The 19,490-nt window shown below is 66.0% G+C and carries 19 protein-coding genes and 1 pseudogene; 8 read left to right on the top strand and 12 right to left on the bottom strand.

Annotation, left to right across the window (positions count from 1 at the left end; all coding sequences use genetic code 11):
- The 4 genes from JYA52_RS09240 to JYA52_RS09225 form a co-directional block, all read right to left on the bottom strand.
- On the bottom strand, positions 1-426 hold a 426-nt coding region (locus JYA52_RS09240), incomplete at its 3' end, for an amino acid permease (RefSeq protein ID WP_205652888.1).
- An 84-nt stretch (positions 427-510) separates the two neighbouring features.
- Entirely contained in the window at positions 511-1,455 is a 945-nt protein-coding gene (locus tag JYA52_RS09235; RefSeq protein ID WP_205652887.1) for a glutaminase, read from the bottom strand.
- Complete coding sequence (locus JYA52_RS09230) at positions 1,452-3,050, bottom strand: PucR family transcriptional regulator (protein ID WP_205652886.1); 1,599 nt, start codon at positions 3,048-3,050, stop codon at positions 1,452-1,454. The genes JYA52_RS09235 and JYA52_RS09230 overlap by 4 nt, the downstream gene beginning before the upstream one ends.
- A gap of 185 nt (positions 3,051-3,235) precedes the next feature.
- On the bottom strand, positions 3,236-3,652 hold the full coding sequence (locus JYA52_RS09225) for a PLD nuclease N-terminal domain-containing protein (RefSeq protein ID WP_205652885.1): 417 nt from the start codon (positions 3,650-3,652) through the stop codon (positions 3,236-3,238).
- Positions 3,653-3,801: 149 nt separating this feature from the next.
- On the opposite strand from JYA52_RS09225, the pseudogene JYA52_RS09220 reads away from it, so the two are divergent.
- Positions 3,802-4,095, top strand: a pseudogene (locus JYA52_RS09220) (DUF4229 domain-containing protein); the annotation flags it as partial.
- Between the two features lie 162 nt (positions 4,096-4,257).
- On the opposite strand, the gene JYA52_RS09215 reads toward JYA52_RS09220, so the two are convergent.
- The 5 genes from JYA52_RS09215 to JYA52_RS09195 all read right to left on the bottom strand — a co-directional run bounded on the left by JYA52_RS09215 (position 4,258) and on the right by JYA52_RS09195 (position 8,733).
- On the bottom strand, positions 4,258-5,139 hold the full coding sequence (locus tag JYA52_RS09215) for a 1,4-dihydroxy-2-naphthoate polyprenyltransferase (RefSeq protein WP_205652883.1): 882 nt from the start codon (positions 5,137-5,139) through the stop codon (positions 4,258-4,260).
- A gap of 106 nt (positions 5,140-5,245) precedes the next feature.
- Complete coding sequence (locus JYA52_RS09210; RefSeq protein ID WP_205652882.1) at positions 5,246-6,400, bottom strand: AMP-binding protein; 1,155 nt, start codon at positions 6,398-6,400, stop codon at positions 5,246-5,248.
- A 92-nt stretch (positions 6,401-6,492) separates the two neighbouring features.
- Complete coding sequence (locus JYA52_RS09205; protein ID WP_205652881.1) at positions 6,493-7,446, bottom strand: 1,4-dihydroxy-2-naphthoyl-CoA synthase; 954 nt, start codon at positions 7,444-7,446, stop codon at positions 6,493-6,495.
- Positions 7,447-7,467: 21 nt separating this feature from the next.
- On the bottom strand, positions 7,468-7,908 hold the full coding sequence (locus JYA52_RS09200; RefSeq protein ID WP_205652880.1) for a VOC family protein: 441 nt from the start codon (positions 7,906-7,908) through the stop codon (positions 7,468-7,470).
- A gap of 63 nt (positions 7,909-7,971) precedes the next feature.
- Complete coding sequence (locus JYA52_RS09195; RefSeq protein WP_205652879.1) at positions 7,972-8,733, bottom strand: CPBP family intramembrane glutamic endopeptidase; 762 nt, start codon at positions 8,731-8,733, stop codon at positions 7,972-7,974.
- Positions 8,734-8,868: 135 nt separating this feature from the next.
- On the opposite strand from JYA52_RS09195, the gene JYA52_RS09190 reads away from it, so the two are divergent.
- The 4 genes from JYA52_RS09190 (at position 8,869) to JYA52_RS09175 (ending at position 13,647) form a co-directional block, all read left to right on the top strand.
- Positions 8,869-9,924: a metal ABC transporter substrate-binding protein gene (locus JYA52_RS09190; protein ID WP_276208557.1), complete on the top strand. Its 1,056-nt coding sequence runs from the start codon at positions 8,869-8,871 to the stop codon at positions 9,922-9,924.
- Positions 9,921-10,769: a metal ABC transporter ATP-binding protein gene (locus JYA52_RS09185; protein WP_240460134.1), complete on the top strand. Its 849-nt coding sequence runs from the start codon at positions 9,921-9,923 to the stop codon at positions 10,767-10,769. Before JYA52_RS09190 ends, JYA52_RS09185 begins: the two co-directional genes overlap by 4 nt.
- Before the next feature lie 2 nt (positions 10,770-10,771).
- Complete coding sequence (locus JYA52_RS09180; RefSeq protein WP_205652878.1) at positions 10,772-11,647, top strand: metal ABC transporter permease; 876 nt, start codon at positions 10,772-10,774, stop codon at positions 11,645-11,647.
- A gap of 203 nt (positions 11,648-11,850) precedes the next feature.
- Positions 11,851-13,647, top strand: coding sequence for an ABC-F family ATP-binding cassette domain-containing protein (locus tag JYA52_RS09175; RefSeq protein ID WP_205652877.1), 1,797 nt, complete (start codon positions 11,851-11,853; stop codon positions 13,645-13,647).
- Between the two features lie 124 nt (positions 13,648-13,771).
- Here the strand turns inward: JYA52_RS09175 and JYA52_RS09170 are convergent, their stop codons facing one another.
- Both JYA52_RS09170 and JYA52_RS09165 read right to left on the bottom strand, forming a co-directional pair.
- Positions 13,772-15,580, bottom strand: coding sequence for a hypothetical protein (locus tag JYA52_RS09170; protein ID WP_205652876.1), 1,809 nt, complete (start codon positions 15,578-15,580; stop codon positions 13,772-13,774).
- The gene (locus JYA52_RS09165) at positions 15,577-15,876 is read right to left on the bottom strand and encodes a hypothetical protein (RefSeq protein ID WP_205652875.1); all 300 of its coding nucleotides are present in this window, start codon (positions 15,874-15,876) and stop codon (positions 15,577-15,579) included. Before JYA52_RS09165 ends, JYA52_RS09170 begins: the two co-directional genes overlap by 4 nt.
- A gap of 546 nt (positions 15,877-16,422) precedes the next feature.
- On the opposite strand from JYA52_RS09165, the gene JYA52_RS09160 reads away from it, so the two are divergent.
- On the top strand, positions 16,423-17,883 hold the full coding sequence (locus tag JYA52_RS09160) for an amino acid permease (protein ID WP_205652874.1): 1,461 nt from the start codon (positions 16,423-16,425) through the stop codon (positions 17,881-17,883).
- A gap of 151 nt (positions 17,884-18,034) precedes the next feature.
- Here JYA52_RS09160 and JYA52_RS09155 read toward each other — a convergent pair whose 3' ends face one another.
- The gene (locus JYA52_RS09155; RefSeq protein WP_205652873.1) at positions 18,035-18,211 is read right to left on the bottom strand and encodes a CsbD family protein; all 177 of its coding nucleotides are present in this window, start codon (positions 18,209-18,211) and stop codon (positions 18,035-18,037) included.
- A 127-nt stretch (positions 18,212-18,338) separates the two neighbouring features.
- Between JYA52_RS09155 and JYA52_RS09150 the strand changes: the two genes are divergently transcribed.
- A complete protein-coding gene (locus JYA52_RS09150; protein ID WP_205652872.1) occupies positions 18,339-18,797 on the top strand; it encodes an SRPBCC family protein in 459 nt (152 codons plus the stop codon).
- A gap of 32 nt (positions 18,798-18,829) precedes the next feature.
- Positions 18,830-19,477: a pentapeptide repeat-containing protein gene (locus tag JYA52_RS09145; RefSeq protein WP_240460140.1), complete on the top strand. Its 648-nt coding sequence runs from the start codon at positions 18,830-18,832 to the stop codon at positions 19,475-19,477.
- Positions 19,478-19,490 lie beyond the last annotated feature (13 nt).

Here is a 19,490-nt window from a genome sequence, read left to right as displayed (position 1 = left end):
GAAGTTCATGTAGAGGGCGGCGGCGGTGATGTCCACGATGGTGGTGGTGGCCCAGTTGATCCAGTAGAACCAGCCGGAGATGAAGGCGGCCTTTTCGCCGTAGAACTCGCGGGCGTAGGAGACGAAGGAGCCGGAGGAGGGCCGGTGCAGGACGAGTTCGCCCAGGGCGCGCAGGACGAGGAAGGCGAAGAACCCGCAGACGGCGTAGGCGATCACGAGGGAGGGGCCTGCGGCGTTGAGACGGCCGCCGGCGCCGAGGAACAGGCCGGTGCCGATGGCACCGCCGATCGCGATCATCTGGATCTGCCGCGGCTTCAGGCTCTTGTGGTAGCCCTTATCCTCCGCGTGAAGGAGCGACTCCGAGGCATGGGCGTGGCCGCTGTCGGCCTCGCGCAGATCAACCTCGTCATTGGGGTTGTTGGGCATGGGGGATCCTTTCGACCTGTTATGGATCTAAATGAGGGGTGGAACAGGAAAGTGTGGGGTGAGGAGGAAATGCGGGGAGCCGGATCAGAAAACGGACCATCCGGTACGGTCGGACAGATCGGCGAGGGCCGCCGTGCCTGCCAGGGAATTTCCCTTGGAGTCCAGCCGCGGGCTCCAGACGCAGATGGAGCACTCCCCGGGTACGACCACCAGGATTCCGCCGCCCACACCGCTCTTTCCGGGCAGGCCCACGCGGTAGGCGAACTCACCGGCGGCGTCATACATGCCGCAGGTGAGCATGATGGATCCGATGCGTTTGGCCTCGCTCCGGGAGAGCACGGTGCCGTTTGTTCCGCGCCCGCCGCGGGCAAGGAAGAGGCCGGCCTTTGCCACTTCGACGCAGCTCATCATGATGGAGCACTGCCTGACGTAGTTCTCCACCACGGCCTCGGCAGGCCGGTGCAGGTTGCCGAAGTCCTTCAGGAAGTGGGCCAGGGCCAGGTTGCGGCTGCTGTTGGCCAGCTCGCTCTTTGCGGCGGCCTCATCGATGAACGGGCCCTGCCTGCCGCCGTGCGGCCCAGCCTGGTCGCGGAGGAACTGCAGGACATGCCCTGCGGCGTCAGGGAACCTTTCCGTCAGATGGTCGGTCACCACCAGGGCGCCCGAATTGATGAACGGGTTCCGGGGGATCCCGTGCTCCACTTCAAGCTGCACCAGGGAGTTGAACGAGGTTCCCGAGGGTTCGCGGAGCACCCGGGACCACAGCGTGCCAGGGTCATCGGCGCCCAGTGCCATGGCCAGGGTGAAGACCTTCGAGATGCTCTGGATCGAGAAAGGGAGGTCGGCGTCGCCGGCGCTGAACACGTCCCCGGACGTGGTGGCCACCGCGATTCCGAAACGGTCGAAGGGCGGCGATGCCAAATGGGGGATGCCGGCGGGGATCGATCCCGCTTCACTCCGGGGCCGGTGACTCCGGACAATGTCTGCCAGGATCAGGCCAAGAGGCGGTGAATCGAGTGCTGTCATCATTTCTTGCCCAGATGCTCCTTATGCGTGCCGGCCCACTCCTGGATATGAAGCAGGGCGACCAATGAATGGTGGGGATTGCTGAAGTTCAGGCCGGTGACCCGGCCGACCTTGCTGATCCTGTAGTAGACGGTGTTCTTGTGCAGCTTCATCCGCTGGGCGCATTCGGCCACGTCCAGCGACGCTTCGAAAAACACGCGGAGAGTGTCGGCCAGTTCGCTGTCGTCGCGGAGGAGGGCCCACAGGCTGTGATGGCGGAAGTCGGAGGCCGTGAAGTTCTCAACGGCCTCGTGGAACAGGATGTCCACCTCGAAGTCGTCCACGGTAGCCACGGAGGCGGTGCCCGACCGCCGCATACAGCCGAGCAGGGCCTCCGTCTTGGCGGTCACGGAGTGGATCGACAGCAGGTCGGGGGCGACGGGTCCCACTGCCGCGAACGGTCTGATGCCCAGATGCTTTCCGGCGTCCCGGACGATGGCGTCGGCGAGGCTCCGGAGTCCGGCTTCGGCGTTGGCGGACTGCAGCGCCGGGACGATCACCGCGGTGTCACCGTTGAACTGCCCCACGATGGCTGAGGGTTTGTAGGCCGCCGCATGAATGGACGCCAGGCTGGCGAGTTCGCCGTGTTTGAGGGCTGCATCGTCTGCCTGCGCCTCAGCCGCCGACATCCCCAGCAGGATCAGTGCCGAGGGGAGGTCCGCTGGGATCTTCTCGCTGTGGGCACTCGCGGCGGCTTCTGCCGGACCCGAAAGGATCCGCGCAATCCGGTCCTCCCGCATGTGCACCGACTGCTCGTTGCGGTAGCGGATCAGCTCGGCTGACGCCCGCGCGGCCGATCCTGTCAGGACATAGTCGACGTCGTCGCCGAAACCTCCGCCGGTTTCCTGAAGCCAGATGTACCCCATGATGCGTTCGCCGGCGAACAGCGTGGTGGCGACGCGCTCCCGCAGGCCGTCCTGGGGACGGGCCGGAACCCTGACCGGCAGGCGCGTCCGGTGCAGCTCGCGGTAGGCGCCCAGGTCCTTGAGGAGGAGTTCGTATTTCCGCGGACCGCGGCGGGCCAGGATCGATGCCTTCCGCAGCTCATCGATGTCATTGGTCACCGTGGAATAGGCCAGGACCTTGTTGGCGGCGTCCTCGATGACCACATGGCTCGACGTCAGGCGGGCCGTGGTCTGCGCGATGGCGAACAGGTCCTCTTCCAGCAGCGTCAGGACCTCGCTCTGGTAGCTGCGTGGCTGGATCCGGTCCTTGGCAATGGACAACAGCCGGTCCCAGTCCGCGGCCGGATCCACCAGAAGGAGGCCGGTTCCGGCAGCCCGGAGCAGCTCTTCGGCTTCCCCAAGTTCCCCGGGGCCGCCCTTGACAGCCAGCACCAGCGGAGGGTTTTTCAGAAGGCGCCGCAGCGCCGGCAAAGCGGAGCGTCCGCGAACCCCGATGAGCAGGACAAACGCGGCCCCGCCGTCGGAAGTCTCGTCGTCGGCGTCAACGATCAGAAAGCGTTCGATAGGAGACTCGGCGCGGTCGGGTCGAAGAATCAGGCTGGCGAAACCCAGAGGGAGATCCAACAGGATGTCGTCCACCGTAGCTGTGCCCATGTGCGTCCTTTGACATTGACTGCCGCCCGGACGGCTCTGTCCGGACACCCAATGCTATCCACAGCGAATCCCGGAAAATATGGATCGGAACCTAAATCCGGCGGTGGGTTTTCGGTCCGGGAACCAACGCGGCAGCTCCGGGCAGGAGTCAGTGCCGGGCAGGAGTCAAAGGAAGGGTTCCTGCCCTACTTGACCTCGGGGTTTCCTTCGGCGCTCGCGTCGCCGGCACCTGACGCGCCCGACTCGCCTGTGCCGCGGGGAGCATCGTCGTTCTTGCGCTTGGTCTCGAGGTCTTCCTTCAGCTTGCGCAGGCGCTCCGCCTCGGCCTGGTTGCGGCGGCGCTGTTCCAGGTTGCGGAGGAAATCGGGGTCGTCGTCAGGGGCGGTGGGGTGGGCGGCGTAGGCCCGCCGGACCGGTGCCTCATAGCGCGGGCGGCCGATCAGGAACCACAGGGCTGCGCCCACGATGGGAAGGAAGACAACAATGATGATCCACGTCGTTTTGGAGAACCCTCGGGTCAGGGTCGCATCAGTCCGGATCACGTCCACCAGTCCGTAGACGTATATGGCAAGAACGGCGACTGCAATGGCAACACGGAGCATGCATTCAGTCTAGCCGTCACATGACCCGGCGGAGATTACAGTATGTGCACAGCCAGTGCCAGAGATTTCCGGCCCTCGGACTCGGGTGTTTTGAGGCAGCTGAGGCCCGGCCGCAGGCTCCGTCCAGGGTTGGCGGCTAAACTTGGATCGTGGCTTTTGTGAAATACTCCCTGATCCGTCTCGCCCTCTTTGTGCCGCTGTTTGCACTCTTCGTGTTCCTGCAGTTGGGCTGGCTCCTTGCCGTGATCTGCGCTGGGCTCATTTCCTTTGCCATCAGCTACCTTTTCTTCCAGAAACAGCGGGATGCTGCAACGGCCTCCCTGCATGCGCGGTTCTCCGGCCGGGCCAAGCCCCTGCGCACCGCCGGTGAAGTTGCTGACGCCGAGGCTGAGGACCGCCTGACCGATGCCCACCCGGACGTGACAATCCGGAACGAAATCCGGAACGACATCCGGAACAGCGAAGCACCGCACAGGGAAATCCCGAACGGGGAAATCCCGAACGGCGATCAGCGGAACGGCAACCCCCGGAACCAGGAAGCGTAGACCCCGCTTCCCCCTTCGGCCGCTTCATGTACTGCCGTGTGGCCGGCCTACAGTCCGAGCCTACTGGCCGTGGCTCAGCACCAGCCCCAGCGAGAACAGGGCGGCGTAGCCAAGGTTGATCAGGCCGGTCTGCTTCAGGACCGGAATGAGGGTCTTGCGCTTTCGGCCGTTGATCATCAGCCAGGCGGGCATCAGGCTGGCCGGGATGAGCAGCAGGACAATCAGCATCCAGGGCCGCGTGGGCGCGAGAATCACCACCAGCAGGATGGCGACGGCGAGCATCAGCACGTAGCTCTCGCGGGCATGCTTGTCGCCCAGCCGCACGGCAAGGGTGCGTTTTCCGGCCTGGATGTCGGATGGGATGTCGCGGACGTTGTTGGCCATCAGCAGGGCGCAGGCAATGAGACCGGTGCCGATGGAGCCGATGACCGCGGGAAGGCTCAGCTGGCTGGCCTGCGTGTAGGTCGTGCCGAGGGTCGCCACGAGCCCGAAGAAGACGAACACGAAGACGTCGCCCAGGCCCATGTAGCCGTACGGGTTCTTGCCCCCGGTGTAGCCCCAGGCCGCCATCACGCAGCCAACGCCGACCAGCAGCAGCCACCACGTCTGGGTGATGATGATCAGGGCCAGCCCAAACAGCATGGCCACGGCAAACGCGCCGAATGCCGCGTACTTGACCTGTTCCGGGCGGGCTGCGCCTGACCCGACCAGCCGCAGCGGTCCCACACGGTTTTCGTCCGTGCCGCGGACCCCGTCAGAGTAGTCGTTGGCATAGTTGACGCCGATCTGCAGGAGCAGCGCGACAAGGGCCGCGAGAATGGCATTGAGGGGGCGGAACGCGTCCATCTCAAATGCCGCCGCCGTGCCGATCAGGACAGGGGCGATCGCTGCCGGCAGGGTGCGGAGCCGGGCGCCTTGGATCCATTGTGCGGCTGTGGCCACGGTGAGTACCTCGTGTTGGTTCGGTGGAACATTGCGCGCGCAGGCAGCGCGGCAGGAGCGGTCCAGAACCACCCGGCCCAAATGAGCCCGGCGGAGCGGAACTAGTCTATTTTCCCTGATGCAGGGCGTGCAGCCGTTCAATCATGGCCAGCCTGTCGGGTTTGCCGTTGGGCAGCATGATCAGGGCGCTGGCCGGAAGGACGGTCTTGGGCGCCAGCAGGCCCAGTGTCCGGTGCCATTCTTCGGCCAAGGCCGCGCCGTCGGCGCCGTCGCCGGACGAGGCTCGATGCGAAGAACCGGACACCGCAACGTAGGCAGCCACGGCCTGTCCCCACTTCGCGGACTGGACCCCGGCCACAAAAGCCGCCGTCACGCCGTCGAACTTCTCCAGCTCTTCCTGCACGTGTGCGGCGGAGATCTTGATGCCGCCGGTAATGATGACGTCGTCGGCGCGGCCCAGAACGGTGAGCCGGCCGTCGGCATCCAGCTCCCCGAGATCGTTGGTCCGGTACCAGCGGACGCCGTCCTCCTCGGTGAAGGCCTCCGCGGTCAGCCCGGGGGCATGAAGGTAGCCGGCCGCCAGCGTGGCACCCCCGAGGTGGATGCGCCCGTCGTCGGACAGCCGGACGGCCACGCCCTCGAGCGGAAAGCCGTCGTACACACAGCCGCCGCAGGTTTCGGCCGCACCGTAGGTGGTGACGATACGGATGCCGGCGTCGCGGGCGGACTCAAGGAGGGCCGCCGGAGCCGGGCCGCCGCCGAGCAGGATGCCGTTGAAGCGGCGCAGCACCGCGAGTGTGTCGGCGGACGGGGTGGCCAGCAGGCGCTGCAGCTGCGAGGGCACCAGGGACGTGAAGCGGATTTTGTCCGTCAGTTCCAGTGCCGCGGCCGTGAATCCGTCCACGGTGAACCCGTTGGACAGGTCCATGGCCCAGGGCCTCGTCCCGGCGAACAGCGAACGCACCAGCACCTGAACTCCCGCGACGTACTGCACGGGCAGGGCCAGGAGCCACTGGCCTTCGCCTTTGAGCGCGAAGGCGGTGGCCATCGAGGAGGCCGCGAGGGCGTCGACCGTCAGCACCGTGGCTTTGGGCGTGCCTGTGGAACCGGACGTGCGCACCACCACGGCGGCGTCCTCGATCCCGGCGGTCTCCACCAGTGACACCACAGGATCCCCGTGTGGGCCGGCGGAAAGTTCGACGGCGGGGCCCTCACCGTGGAGGGCGGCAGCAAGCGCCTTCAGGGCTGGCTCGATGTTCACGTGGTCCTCCTCGGAGAAGTGTGCCTGGGAGCTGGAATCCTTGGAGTCATGGGGCTGCCTTTGCGTCGTGCCGGTTTAGAAGTCGTGCCGGCTTAGAAGTAGTACGGGAACCTGGACCATTCCGGGTCCCGCTTCTCGAGGAACGCCTCTTTGCCCTCCACGGCTTCATCGGTCATGTAGGCCAGGCGTGTGGCCTCGCCCGCGAAGACCTGCTGGCCGGCCAGGCCGTCGTCGGCGAGGTTGAACGCGAACTTGAGCATGCGGATGGCCTGCGGCGACTGCCGGGCGATATCCGCGGCGTATTCGAGCGCCACGTCCTCGAGCCGTTCGTGGTCCACGGCCTCGTTCACGGCGCCCATGCGGACCATGTCGTCGGCGGAGTACTCCCGGGCCAGGAAGAAGATCTCACGGGCAGCCTTCTGCCCGATCTGGCGCGCCAGCAGCGCGGAACCGTAACCGGCGTCGAAACTGCCCACTGTGGCGTCCGTCTGCTTGAACTTGCCGTACTGGCGCGAGGCGACGGTGAGGTCCGAGACCACATGCAGTGAGTGCCCACCCCCGGCGGCCCAGCCGTTGACGACGGCGATGACCACCTTGGGCATCGTCCGCATCAGCCGCTGGACCTCCAGGATGTGGAGCCGGCCGGCGCGGGCGGGATCGATCGTTTCCTGGGTCTCGCCGTCGGCATAGCGGTAGCCGTCCCGGCCGCGGATCCGCTGGTCCCCGCCGGAGCAGAACGAGTGCCCGCCGTCCTTGGGGGAGGGGCCGTTGCCCGTGAGCAGGACCGTGGCGACGTCCGGGGTCATCCGGGCGTGGTCCATGGCCCGGTAGAGCTCGTCAACCGTGCCGGGGCGGAAGGCGTTGCGGACCTCGGGGCGGTTGAAGGCGATCCGGACGGTGGGCAGGTCCCGCACCACCGCGCCGTCCTCGGAGCGCTCCACCTGCCGGTGGTAGGTCATGTCCTGGAAGTCGTCGAAACCTGACACGGTGCGCCAGCGCGACGGGTCGAACACATCGGATACCTTGGCGGGGATTTCGTTGCTCACCGTCCAAGTCTAGTAATCGCGTCAGCTGATGCAGAACTCGTTGCCCTCGGGGTCCGCCATGGTGTGCCATTCGTGCGGTCCCTGGCTGGCCGTCCAGAGGAACGTTGCGCCGCGGGCTTCGAGCTGCGTGCGGACCTCGTCCTTGTCCCGGCCGTCCAAGGCCACATCCCAGTGCACCCGGTTCTTGACGGTTTTCCCCTCCGGCGCGGTCTGGAACAGCAGGCGGCGCTGCGGTTTCTTGGCGTCGATTTCCTCGGTGGGGCGGATCGCACAACCCTCCCGCCAGACCAGCTTGCCCTTGTGCACCTGCGTCTCCGCGTCGGTGGCAAACCCCTGATCGATCATGGACCGGATGAACGCCTCGTCCTGCGGCTCCACCGCCCACTCCAGAGTTTCTGCCCACCAGTCGGCGAGATCATGTGGATTCTTACAGTCGACGACGATCTGAATGTTGAGTCCCATGGGACAAAACTACGACGACGGCGGTCGCCCTGAACAGGGTGGCGGCGGTAGCGTCGCGCGTTCCTAGCCCTGCACCTGCTGCATCTGGTCAAGGAGTTCCGGCGGGATGGTGTACAGGAAGATGGCGGCCAGCAGGTTCTTGGCCGCGTGGACGAAGTAGGAGAACATCAGGTTCCGCCCCGTCCACACGTAGACGAACACGAGGGTGGCGCCCATGGCCAGGTAAGGCATCAGGGCCGTCAGCGTGAGTGCCTCCTGGCCGACGATGTGGAGGGCGGCGAACAGCACGACGGACAGGGCACAGCAGACCCAGATGTTGACGCGGCGGCTGAGCTTGCCGATGAGCAGGTGCCGGAAGATGTACTCCTCCACGAACGGGCCCACCACCACAATGAGCGGCACCATGAGCCACGCCGGAACCTGCTGCATGAGCGCCTGGAGCCCGGCCTGGTTGACGGAGGTCTCCGTGGTGCCGCCAAGGACCACGAGGATCGCGGTGAAAATCATCATGGCGATGACAGCCAGCGGCACCATCACGGCCGTAAACCAGGGCCTGGTGGCCAGCACCTTGAGATCGCGCGCCACGACCCGCCGCGCGGCGAAGAGCGCCAGGATGCCGACGCCGCCGTAGAACAGCAGGTTCACTGCGTACGAGGCGACGGCCGGTGTCGGGGCCAGCATCCGGAGCAGTGGCAGGAGCAGTTCCCCGGCTACGGCGAAGAAGACGGCAATGGCAACGTACAGCGCCACAGTGGTGTAGTCGAGCGGCGAAAACCGGTAAAGTTCCGGGCGCGGAGCGGGGAGGGGGCGTCGGGTTGTCACCATGCCTCCAGCCTAGTCCTGCGGCGGCGCTTCGGGCCCGCCGGCCGGGACCGCGGGAACGCTGTTCCGCGAAGCCCGGTCAGCCGGCGGCTGGACGTGCGTTGCAGTGGCCGTGACCCTCCCGTTAGAATATTCGGCATGCCTAACTTTCTGTTTCGGTGCGCCAAAGTAGTCCGCCGAACCGTTGCCTTCCGGAGTGCACCCACACGCTCTGGTTCCGGCACCTCCGGTCCCCGTCCACATGCCCGCACCGGAGCCGCGACTGCCCGCCCAAAGCGGGCCGGCCGGCTGAAGTGCGCGGCTGCCGTCGTGCTTCTTTCCCTGTCGCTTACTGCGTGCGCCGGCAATGCGTCCGGAAACGGTGACGACGGCCGGCCGGTCGTGCTGACCACGTTCACGGTGCTGGCTGACGTGGCGAAGAACGTGGCCGGTGACAAACTCCGGGTGGAGTCCATCACCAAGGCCGGGGCGGAGATTCACGGCTACGAGCCCACGCCGGGGGACATCCGCAAGGCGTCGCAGGCCGACCTCATCCTGGACAACGGACTCAACCTGGAAGCCTGGTTCGCGCAGTTCGTGGAGGGCATGGACGTGCCCCACGCGGTGGTGAGCGAGGGCGTGGACGTCATGAACATCAGCGAGGACGCCTATAAGGGCAAGCCCAACCCCCATGCGTGGATGTCGCCGGTCAACGTCCAGATCTACGTGGACAACATGGTCAAGGCCTTCTCCGACCTGGACCCCGGCAACGCTGCCGTGTTCGAAGCCAACGGCAAGGCCTACAAGGCAAAGCTGCAGGCCGTACAGGATGAGATGAAGGCCAAGCTGGCCGCTGTCCCCAAGAATCAGCGGGCGCTGGTGACCTGCGAAGGAGCCTTCTCCTACCTCACCCGCGATGCCGGCCTCCAAGAGGTGTACATCTGGGCGGTCAACGCCGAACAGCAGGCCACGCCGCAGCAGATCACCGAGGCCATCGGCTTCGTCCGGAAGAACAAGGTTCCCGCCGTCTTCTGCGAGTCCACGGTCTCCGACGCCCCGATGCAGCAGGTGGTGGAAGCCACCGGCGCAAAGTTCGGCGGCGTGCTCTACGTGGATTCCCTATCCGAAGCCGACGGCCCCGTCCCCACGTACCTGGACCTCATCAGGCACGACTCCAAGGTCATCACTGCCGCACTGAGCGGCGGTTCGTCATGAGCACGCACGCAGCCCGCGGGCAGGCGCCCTTGGGGCAGTCCGCGCCGCAACCCGCCATCCAGGTGGAGGGCGTCACCGTGCACTACGGCGAAGTGCTCGCGCTGGATTCGGCCTCACTGAGCCTCGACCACGCCAGAATCTGCGGCCTGATCGGCATGAACGGCTCCGGAAAGTCCACGCTGTTCAAGGCCATCATGGGCATGATCAAGCCCGACGCCGGGCGCGTGCTGATCAACGGCGCACCGCCCGCAAAGGCGCGCAAGGAGGGCGGAATCGGCTACGTCCCGCAGAGCGAGGACGTGGACTGGCAGTTCCCGCTGTCCGTGCGGGACGTGGTGATGATGGGCCGCTACGGACGCCAGGGCTTCACCCGGCGCCCCTCCAAGGCCGACCGGGCTGCCGTGCACGAGGCACTGGACCGGGTGGAACTCTCAGAGTTTGCCGGCCGGCAGATCGGCCAGCTCTCCGGCGGGCAGAAGAAGCGTGCCTTCGTGGCGCGGTGCATAGCCCAGGGGGCCACGATCATGCTGCTCGACGAGCCCTTCGCAGGCGTGGACAAGCGCTCGGAGGCCACCATCACGCGCCTGCTGCGCGAACTGGCTGCGGACGGCTGCACCATCCTCATCTCCACCCATGACCTGCACGCCCTCCCGCAGCTGTGTGACGAAGCCGTGCTGCTGATGCACAAGGTGCTGATGCACGGAGCTCCGGACGTGGTGCTGCAGCCTGAGAACCTGGCCATGGCGTTCGGACTGGACGTCCTGAACCGGGACGGCGCAGGGCACGGGGACAGCGCAGGCCACCGGCAACCTGTTCAGGCCATCGACAACGAGCGGGGAATCTGACGATGGACCTCATCACTCTCCTCATGGAACCCCTCGGCTACGACTTCATGGTCCGCGCCATCGTCACCACGGCGCTTGCCGCCGTCGTATGCGCGGTCCTGAGCTGCTGGCTCGTCCTGATCGGCTGGTCGCTCATGGGCGACGCCGTCTCCCATGCCGTGCTTCCCGGCGTCGTCCTTGCCTACATCGTGGGGGCGCCGTTCGCCCTCGGCGCGCTGGTGTTCGCGCTGATCGCGGTGACCCTGATCGGGGTGGTCCGGAGCACGAGCAGAGTGAAGGAGGACGCCGCGATCGGAATCGTGTTCACGTCCCTGTTCGCCCTGGGACTGGTGCTGATCTCTGTCACGCCGAGCCAGACGGACCTGAACCACATCATTTTCGGCAACCTGTTGGGCGTCAGCATCCCGGACCTCATCCAGGTGCTGGTGCTGGGCGTGGTGGCGTTCGCCATTCTCATCCTGAAGCGTCGCGACCTCACGCTCTACGCATTCGACCCCACCCATGCACACGCCATCGGGCTGTCACCGAAGCGCCTCGGCGCGCTGCTTCTGGGACTGCTGGCATTGACGTCGGTGGTGGCGCTGCAGACCGTGGGCGTGGTGCTGGTGGTGGCCATGCTCATCATTCCCGGGGCCACGGCGTACCTGCTGACCGACCGGTTTTCGCGCATGCTGGTCATCGCTCCCGTGGTTTCGGCCGCGTGCTCGATTGCCGGCATCTACTTCAGTTACTACCTGGACACGGCATCGGGCGCCATGGTGGTGCTCACGCAGGGCGCGGTCTTCGCCCTCGTCTATCTGTTCAGCCCCCGCCAGGGGCTCATCGGCACCCGGCTGGCGAAAGCCCGCCGCAGGAAGGCCGCTGCGCTCGCCGTCTGAGGTAAGCGGCCGACGGCGGGACGCGCCTTGGGCGCGAGCACGAACCTTGACGGCGGTGGCGCTGCCGGGCAGTCTGGAAGGCATGAAGTCCTAATCAGCGGCGATGGCCTATGGCCGGGTCGCATCTTGTTACCGGGCTCCGCAGATCACATCCCCCTTGACGGGACCGATCCGGGCCACCCTTCGGACTGCAAGGACTTCCCATGACTGACCAGACCTCCCGCGTTACGCAGACGTCCTCCGCTGCGCCGGCCTTCCGGGCCGACCAGCTGCACCTTTACGGCGTTGGGCACAGCTACGGGGACCGGGAACTGTTTGACGGCGTCGATCTGGTGATCTCCCCGGGCGAGCACGTGGCGATCGTCGGAGAAAACGGCGCCGGCAAATCAACCCTGCTGAAAATCATGGCAGGACTGGAGAGGCCGGAGGCAGGCACGGCTGCCCGCCACGGACGTGTGGGCTATCTGGCGCAGACAGCGGGGCTGCCGGCGGGGCTGACCGTGGCCGACGCCATCGACGACGCCCTGCGACCGTTGCGTGACATCGAAGCCGAACTTGAGCGGCTTGAAAGGGGCCTTGCCACCGCCGACGACTCCGGGTTGGAGGCCTACGGCAGCCTGCAGACCCAGTACCAGCTGCGTGAAGGCTACGCCGCGGAATCGCGGGTGGAAGCGGCCCTGGACCGGCTGGGCCTGGGCGGCGTGGACCGGAACCGGACCATGGGCTCGCTCTCCGGCGGGGAGCAGGAACGCGTGGCCCTTGCCTGCCTGTTGGCGGACCCCGCCGAAATCCTGCTTCTTGACGAGCCCACCAACCATCTGGACGCGAATGGCGTGGCCTGGCTGGAAGCACGCCTTGGCGCCCACCGCGGTACGGTGGTGGTCGTTTCCAACGACCGTGTCCTGCTCCGGAAGATCGCATCCACAGTGATCGAAGTGGACGCCGAACGCTGCGCGGTGAACCGGTACGGCAACGGCTACGACGGCTACCTCAAGGAGAAGCGGGCCGAGCGCCAGCGCTGGGTGCAGCAGTACCACGGCTGGATCGACGCCATGGCCGCCGAACGCAAGCAGGCGGACACGGTCGCCACCAAGATGGGCTACGGCCGCCGGCGCGACGGAGACAAAATGGGCTTCGACTTTAAGGCCGGAACCTGGGAGAGCGCCGCCACGAGTAAGATCCGCAACGCCCAGGAGCGGCTCCGGCGCCTCGAAGCGAGTCCGGTCCAAAGGCCTCCCGAACGGCTGAAGCTGGATGCGCGGCTGGCTGCGGATGCGGACGGCGGCCCTGGCGAGGGCGGTGGCGTGGCTGGCTCTGGCGGCGCCGGCCGGGACGCCGAGGAACTGTACGGCGCGGTCTTTCGGGTACACGGTGTGCGCATCCCGGGCCGACTGGACGTGCCGGGGTTCCGCGTGGATGCCGGACAGAAGATCCTGATCACAGGGCCCAACGGGGCCGGGAAATCAACGCTGCTGTCCGTGCTGGCGGGGGCCCTGGTGCCGGGCGTTGGCGTGGTGGAGCGCCGGGGGAGGGCGGGGTACCTGCAGCAGGAGCTTGAACTGCCGCAACAGCCATCCATGCGGCTGCTTCCCGCATTCGCTGCCGGCCTGGGCGGCAACATCGACGACCATGCAGAGGCCCTGCTCCGGCTTGGCCTGTTCCGCACCACCGAGTTCCATGTTCCCTTGGGCGGATTGTCAGCAGGCCAGCAGCGGCGGCTTGCGCTGGCGAGGCTGCTTCTGGGCGATCATGACATCCTGCTGCTTGACGAGCCGACCAACCACCTGGCCCCGGTTCTCGTGGAGGAACTCGAAAGCGCCCTCGCCGGGTTCGGCGGGACCGTGGTCATGGTGAGCCACGACCGCGCCCTGCGGCAGTGGTTCCGCGGCTGCGCGCAGGGTGCCACGGATGGCGCCCGCGGTCCCTCGCGGGTCACCGGCACCTGGCTGCGATACACGATGGACCGCGGAGTGCTTGCCCCTGCCGCGCCAACCGACTAGCGCGCCAACCGACTAGCGCGCCAACCGACTCGCGGGGTGGGCGCCCCGGAAACGGCCAGCGCCAGTGCTGGCGGCCTTGGGCCGCCGGCACTGGCGCCAACGTGAAAAGGTGACTGTTGCCGGGTTACCGGAAGATGTCGTTGTACGTTCCCATGATGATGCGGTCGCCGGGGGTCGACTTCCGGATGTAGTCGACGACTGCCCAGTCATCGAGCGAGATGCAGCCCGCCGTCGGGACTTTGTTCATGTGCAGGAAAATGGCGAACCCGGCGTCCTGCACGATGTTCGGGCGGTTGTAGTTGACCACCACACCCTGGCGGTAGTCGTGCGAGGCGCGGGTGGCGAAGTACCACATGTTCTCGTCCCACCCCACCCATGAGGACGACTCGAAGTACTTGTTGTACGTCGGGGTCCAGGGGTTTCCGCCCCAGCGGGAGTTCGGGTTCAGCGTGCGGTAGGCGAGCTTCGTTCCGGGGTTGCCCAGTCCGAATGCCTCCGTCACCGAGTAGGAGCCGGTAGGGGAGTAGAGGTAGCGGGTCGGGCCGGAGGGCACTCCCGGCGGCTTGAACCCGGAGGCACCCACGTAGCCGTCGGTCTTCCAGTCGGCAACATACACACCGGCCATTCGGACGCAGTAGACGTTGGTGGCATAGGACTGCTTGTAGCCCCCGGTGTACGTCAACAGGACCCGGTTTGCGCCGTTCGTCGAGTACTTGGTCCGCCCATTGTTGAGCTTGGCGCACTCGGTCATGGCGTAGATCCGCGTGCCTGCCGCCGGTGTCCAGCCGATGTAGCCGCCCTGGAACGACTGGACGCACTGCCCGGGGATGCATTTCTCGTTCGCGGTGGGATATCCGAGGGCGCTCCGCATCGCTCCGACGTCCATGTATCTGGCGCCGATTCCGCCCTTGGTGACCCAGGCTCCGCTTGCCGGGGACCAGAAAACTGTGGCGCCCTGGAAGGTCTGGAGGCAGCCGCCGGCCGGCTTGCCGCAGGCCACATCGCTGGTCGGGTAGCCCATGAGGCCGTTGAGGCCGCCCATGCCTACCCACCGGGTGTAGTAGATCCCGCTGACCAGGCGTACCCCGGTGGCCGGGCTCCAGTAGAGGTAGCCCTTGGAAAAGACCTGGACACAGCCGCCGTCACGCAGGCCGCAGATTTCTTGGGACAGCGGAAGGCCGACCACACTCACGGCTCCCAAGGCGTCCCAGCGGCTTCCGATCGCGCCCTTCAGCCAAATTTGGAAAACGCCCTTCGTGGATGATGCCAGCATCTTGCCGGTGGAGAACTTTTGGACGGTTCCGCCGCTGACAGCAAACTCATCCGTGACGGGATAGCCGAATACTGCGGTGCGTCCGTTTGCATACCAGGATGGTCCTGTCCGGCCGGCGGTCAGCAGGACGGGATGTGCCCCGCTTGCCGAGGTCCAGTACATGGTTCCGCCCTTGAACGTCTGACCGCAAAGGCTTCCCATGCAGATTTCGTTCGCGACAGGTGCGCCGAGCACGCCGGCGGCGCCGTTCATGGCCTGCCATTTCACGGCAATGGCGCCCTTGACGACGACGGGTGCGGGTTCGGCCGGTGGCTCGACCTTTGCCGTCGCGTTCGGCGCAGGTGAGACCGACGGCGACGGCGTGACCGAGGGTGACGGCGTAGCCGGAGTGGGCTCGGCCGGCGTTGCCGACGGAGTGGGCGTAAGGGACGGGGACGGCGGCACGGACTCCGACGGCAGCGGTGCCTCCGAAGCCGACGCGGTTGAAGTTGGTGTCGGTGTCGGAGTAGGCGTGGCCTCGGCGGTGGCGGCGCCTGCCGTGTCCGTGGACTGGGAAGACGGCGTGGCGGTGGCGGATTCTTCGGCGAGGGCCGGCGTGGCAGCAAGAGACCCGGCCGCGAAGCTCAGGAGCAGGGCAGCCGTCAGGAGAGTTTTCTTCACGAAGCATCCTTTGCCGAGACGACCGGTTCGCACTGGCCCGTTGAGCCAGTGGTCTTCGCGAAGTTCTTGGCTGACACTTCAGCCGATTTTCCTGCCGGGACAGTTTCCGTGATGAGGGTGTGGCCCTGAACGGCGGCACCCACGGTCACCGCGACGGCAACGGTGTAGATCTTGGCTTTATCCGAGGTATTGACCAGGTTCCCCGTGAAGCTCCACGATCCGTCGGCGCCCGCGGTGCATGTGTGCTCCTGCAGGTCCTTGATCGCGTTCAGCGTGGTGGAAACGTCCGTGGGCAAGGATGGTGCGGTGGTTGGCGGCGGTGGTATCAGCGGTGTCTCTGACACTCCTGTTGAACCCGTTGGGCCCGTTGTCGCCGTTGGTGCGGGCGTTTGGCTTGTGCCCGGTCCGGCAGGACCGGAGCCGCCGCCCGAACACCCAGCAACTGCAAGCAGCAGAGCTGCAGGCAGTAGTGCTCTCTTTCTCATAGTCCCCCCTGAGGAATGGCACGAGTGCCGTAGGCGGGGCGTGACGCGCGTCACCCCCATGGGCTCAGGGTAGCGGCAATTGCCGCTGATCAGGAATGTTTTTATCCATTCGAAATACTTCGATGGCCACGGGCGTCCCGGTCGGGTGCCGAATGCGGAAAATGTTGCCCGCGTCACGGAGCGCCGCTGGAATCTTGTACGATGGATGCGTCGCGCGAACCTTCGATGCTTCGTGAGTTTTGCACGCATATGGCCCTCATAAGGGGTTAGAACGCGAATTATCTGTGCAAGAACTCCAGGTTCCCCAACCGGCAACATACCGACCTGCGGCAACACCACGACCTACAAGGAACAGCTGTGCCTCAAATTACCCCCACCGAACTTGAGAGCCGGACGGCCCCATCCGTCGCCGTCGACTCGACCCTCAGCGCCGAGGGCTACAAAAAGACCCTGGGCAGACGCCACGTCACCATGATCGCCATGGGCGGCGCCATCGGCGTCGGCCTCTTCATGGGAGCCGGCGGACGCCTTGCCTCCACGGGCCCGGCGCTGATCTTCTCCTACGCCATAGCCGGCGTCATCGCCTACCTCCTCATGCGGGCACTGGGCGAACTCATCATGTACCGCCAGACGTCAGGCTCCTTCGTCAGCTACGCCGGCGAAATGTTCGGCAAGAAGGGCGCCTTCCTGTCCGGCTGGATGTACTTCATCAACTGGGGCATGACGGGCATCGCCGAGCTGATCGCGATCGGCCTCTACTTCCAGTTCTTCTTCCCCAACGTGCCGGTTGAGGCATCCGCCATCGCCGCCCTGGCGCTTCTCGTGGCAGTGAACCTGCTCAGCGTCAAGGCGTTCGGCGAGTTTGAATTCTGGGCGTCCTGCCTCAAGGTCGGCGCCATCCTGATCTTCCTGGCAGTCGGCACCTTCATGGTGCTCACCAATGCCCAGGTGGGAGACGGCAACGCCTCCGTGGCCAACCTCTTCGCCGGGGACGGCGGGATGTTCCCCAAGGGCGCCCTCGTCATGGTCCTGGTCCTCAACGCCGTGATTTTCGCCTACAACGGCATCGAACTCGTCGGCATCACCGCCGGCGAAATGCAGAACCCGGAACGCGAAGTGCCCAAGGCGATCCGCGCCGTCGTGCTCCGCATCGTGGTCTTCTACGTCGGTTCGGTGACGCTGCTCGCAATGCTCCTGCCGTCCGACCAGTACAAGGCCGGCGTCTCCCCGTTCGTCACCGTGTTCGGCCAGATGGGCCTCGGCTGGGTGGGTGACGTCATGAACATGATCGTCATCACCGCCGCCCTGTCCTCGTGCAATTCGGGCCTCTACTCGATCGGCCGCGTCTTCCGCACCATGGCCAACAACGGCCACGCCCCGCAGTGGCTCACCAAGATGTCTTCGCGCCACGTGCCGTACGCAGCCATCCTGGCCATCGCCGCGTTCTACCTGGTGGGCATCCTGCTGAACATCTGGCTCGGCGGTTCGCACGCCTTCGACCTGGCGCTGAACACCGCCTCGATCGGCGTGATCTTCACCTGGGGTGCCATCTTCGCCAGCCAGATCGCCCTGCGCCACCGGAAGGGCGTGACCTCCAGCCTGCCGATGCCCGGTTCGCCGTGGACCAGCTGGGCCGGGCTGCTGGGCCTTCTCGCCATCACAGTGCTGATCGGGTTCGACACCATGACCAGCAAGAGCGGCGAGGTCTTCTACCTTGGCCTCTGGACCCTGGCAACCATCCCGTTCTTCGCCGTGGTGCTGTGGCTGGGCTGGCAGAAGGTCAAGAACAACGAGCCGAAGAGCGAGTTGTACAGCTAGCGTCCCCACCCCTGAAGCGCGAACGGACACTTACGCCCCCTTCCGACGGGGCTTAAGTGTCCGTTCGCGCTTGGCGGGGGATGCACAAACGACGACGGCGGACACCCCCCAAGGAGAGTCCGCCGTCGTCGTGTGTGTGAGTCGCTGGGGATTAGTCCTTCTTGAACTCGTCCTTGACGTCTTCGCCGACCTTTTTGGCGTCGGCAACGACCTGGTCCTTCTGGCCCTCGGCCTTCAGGCTGTCATTGTCCGTAGCGTTTCCCGCAGCTTCCTTGGCCTTGCCGCCGAAGTCTTCTGCTGCGTTCGAAATCTTGTCTCCGATACCCATGGTGTTAGCCACCTTCCGTTGCCGGTTGATCTGACAAAGCCATTTCAGCCTAACACAAAGCATGCTTACTAATTCAAGGGGGGCAGGGTTGAGTGCCAATGTCAGTCCCCGGGGCTAGGCTCGGACCATGGATCACAGCACAAGCCTGACGCAGCACGTGAACGCCAGCCCGGAGAAAGTCTGGGCGGTGATCTCCGACATTCCCGGCTCGGCCGGGACCCTTTCCGGCGTGGAATCCGTCCAGATGATCAGCGAGGGTCCGTACGGCGAAGGAACCCGCTGGAAGGAAACACGGTCCATGCTGGGCCGCCGCGAGACCGTGGAAATGTGGGTGGCCCAGGCCGATCCGCCCCACAGCACCACGGTCAAGGCCCTCCAGGGCGGGGCGGACTACACCTCACGCTTCACGCTGGCCGAGCGCGGAGGGGGAACGGACCTGACGTTGACGTTCGGCGCCGAAGTCCTCCATCCCACGGTCGTCAGCAAGGTCACGATGGCGCTGTTCGGCAAGATCGGCATGAGCGTCACGCGAAAAGCGCTGGCCAAGGATCTCGCGGAGATTGCCGCGAAGGCCGAGTCGCTGTAGTGGCGGAGCGACGGGCCGCTCCCGGGAAAACGCTGAAGGTGAGGCCTCCGCGCCTGGCCCCGGTCCGGCTCGACGGGTTGCGGGACGACGCTTCTCCTGATTTCCGCGCCGGCGAACGGTACGACGGCGTGCGGTACAGCAGGGCGGCTGCCGACGGCCTGGAGCTGGGCGGGATCGTCTTTGCGGAGTGCGCATTCTCCGGCGTCTCCTTCAACGAAACCCAGCTGCGGGGTGCCAGCTTCCGCGACTGCCGTGTGGACGAGGCCTACGCGCCCGTGCTGACAGCGGCCAGGTCCACGCTGCACGATGTCGAGTTCAGCAACCCCCGCTGGGGATCGGCTGAGCTGTACGGCAGTGGCTGGCAGTCCGTGAGGATCGACGGCGGCAAGCTGGACTACGTGAACCTCCGCGGTTCCCGGCTCGCTGACGTCCTGGTCAGCGACTGCATCATCAATGAGCTGGACCTGGGCTCCGCGACCGCCGCCCGCGTTGCCCTGCGGAACTGCACCATCGGAAGCCTCGACCTCAGCGGCGCCACGCTGCAGGACTTCGACCTTCGCGGCACGGACCTCCGGAGCATCAGCGGCCTGGGAAATCTTGCCGGCGTGGTGATTGACGACTACCAGCTGGGCCTGATCGCGCCACTGCTGGCGGCGCATCTTGGCCTCGTGGTGGCGTAAGCCGGGGATACGA

Origin of the sequence: Arthrobacter pascens (assembly GCF_017052465.1) — a bacterium.
GTDB lineage: Bacteria > Actinomycetota > Actinomycetes > Actinomycetales > Micrococcaceae > Arthrobacter > Arthrobacter pascens.
The sequence above is the reverse complement of the archived record's forward strand: the minus strand, read 5'-3'. Positions and strand labels throughout refer to the sequence as shown.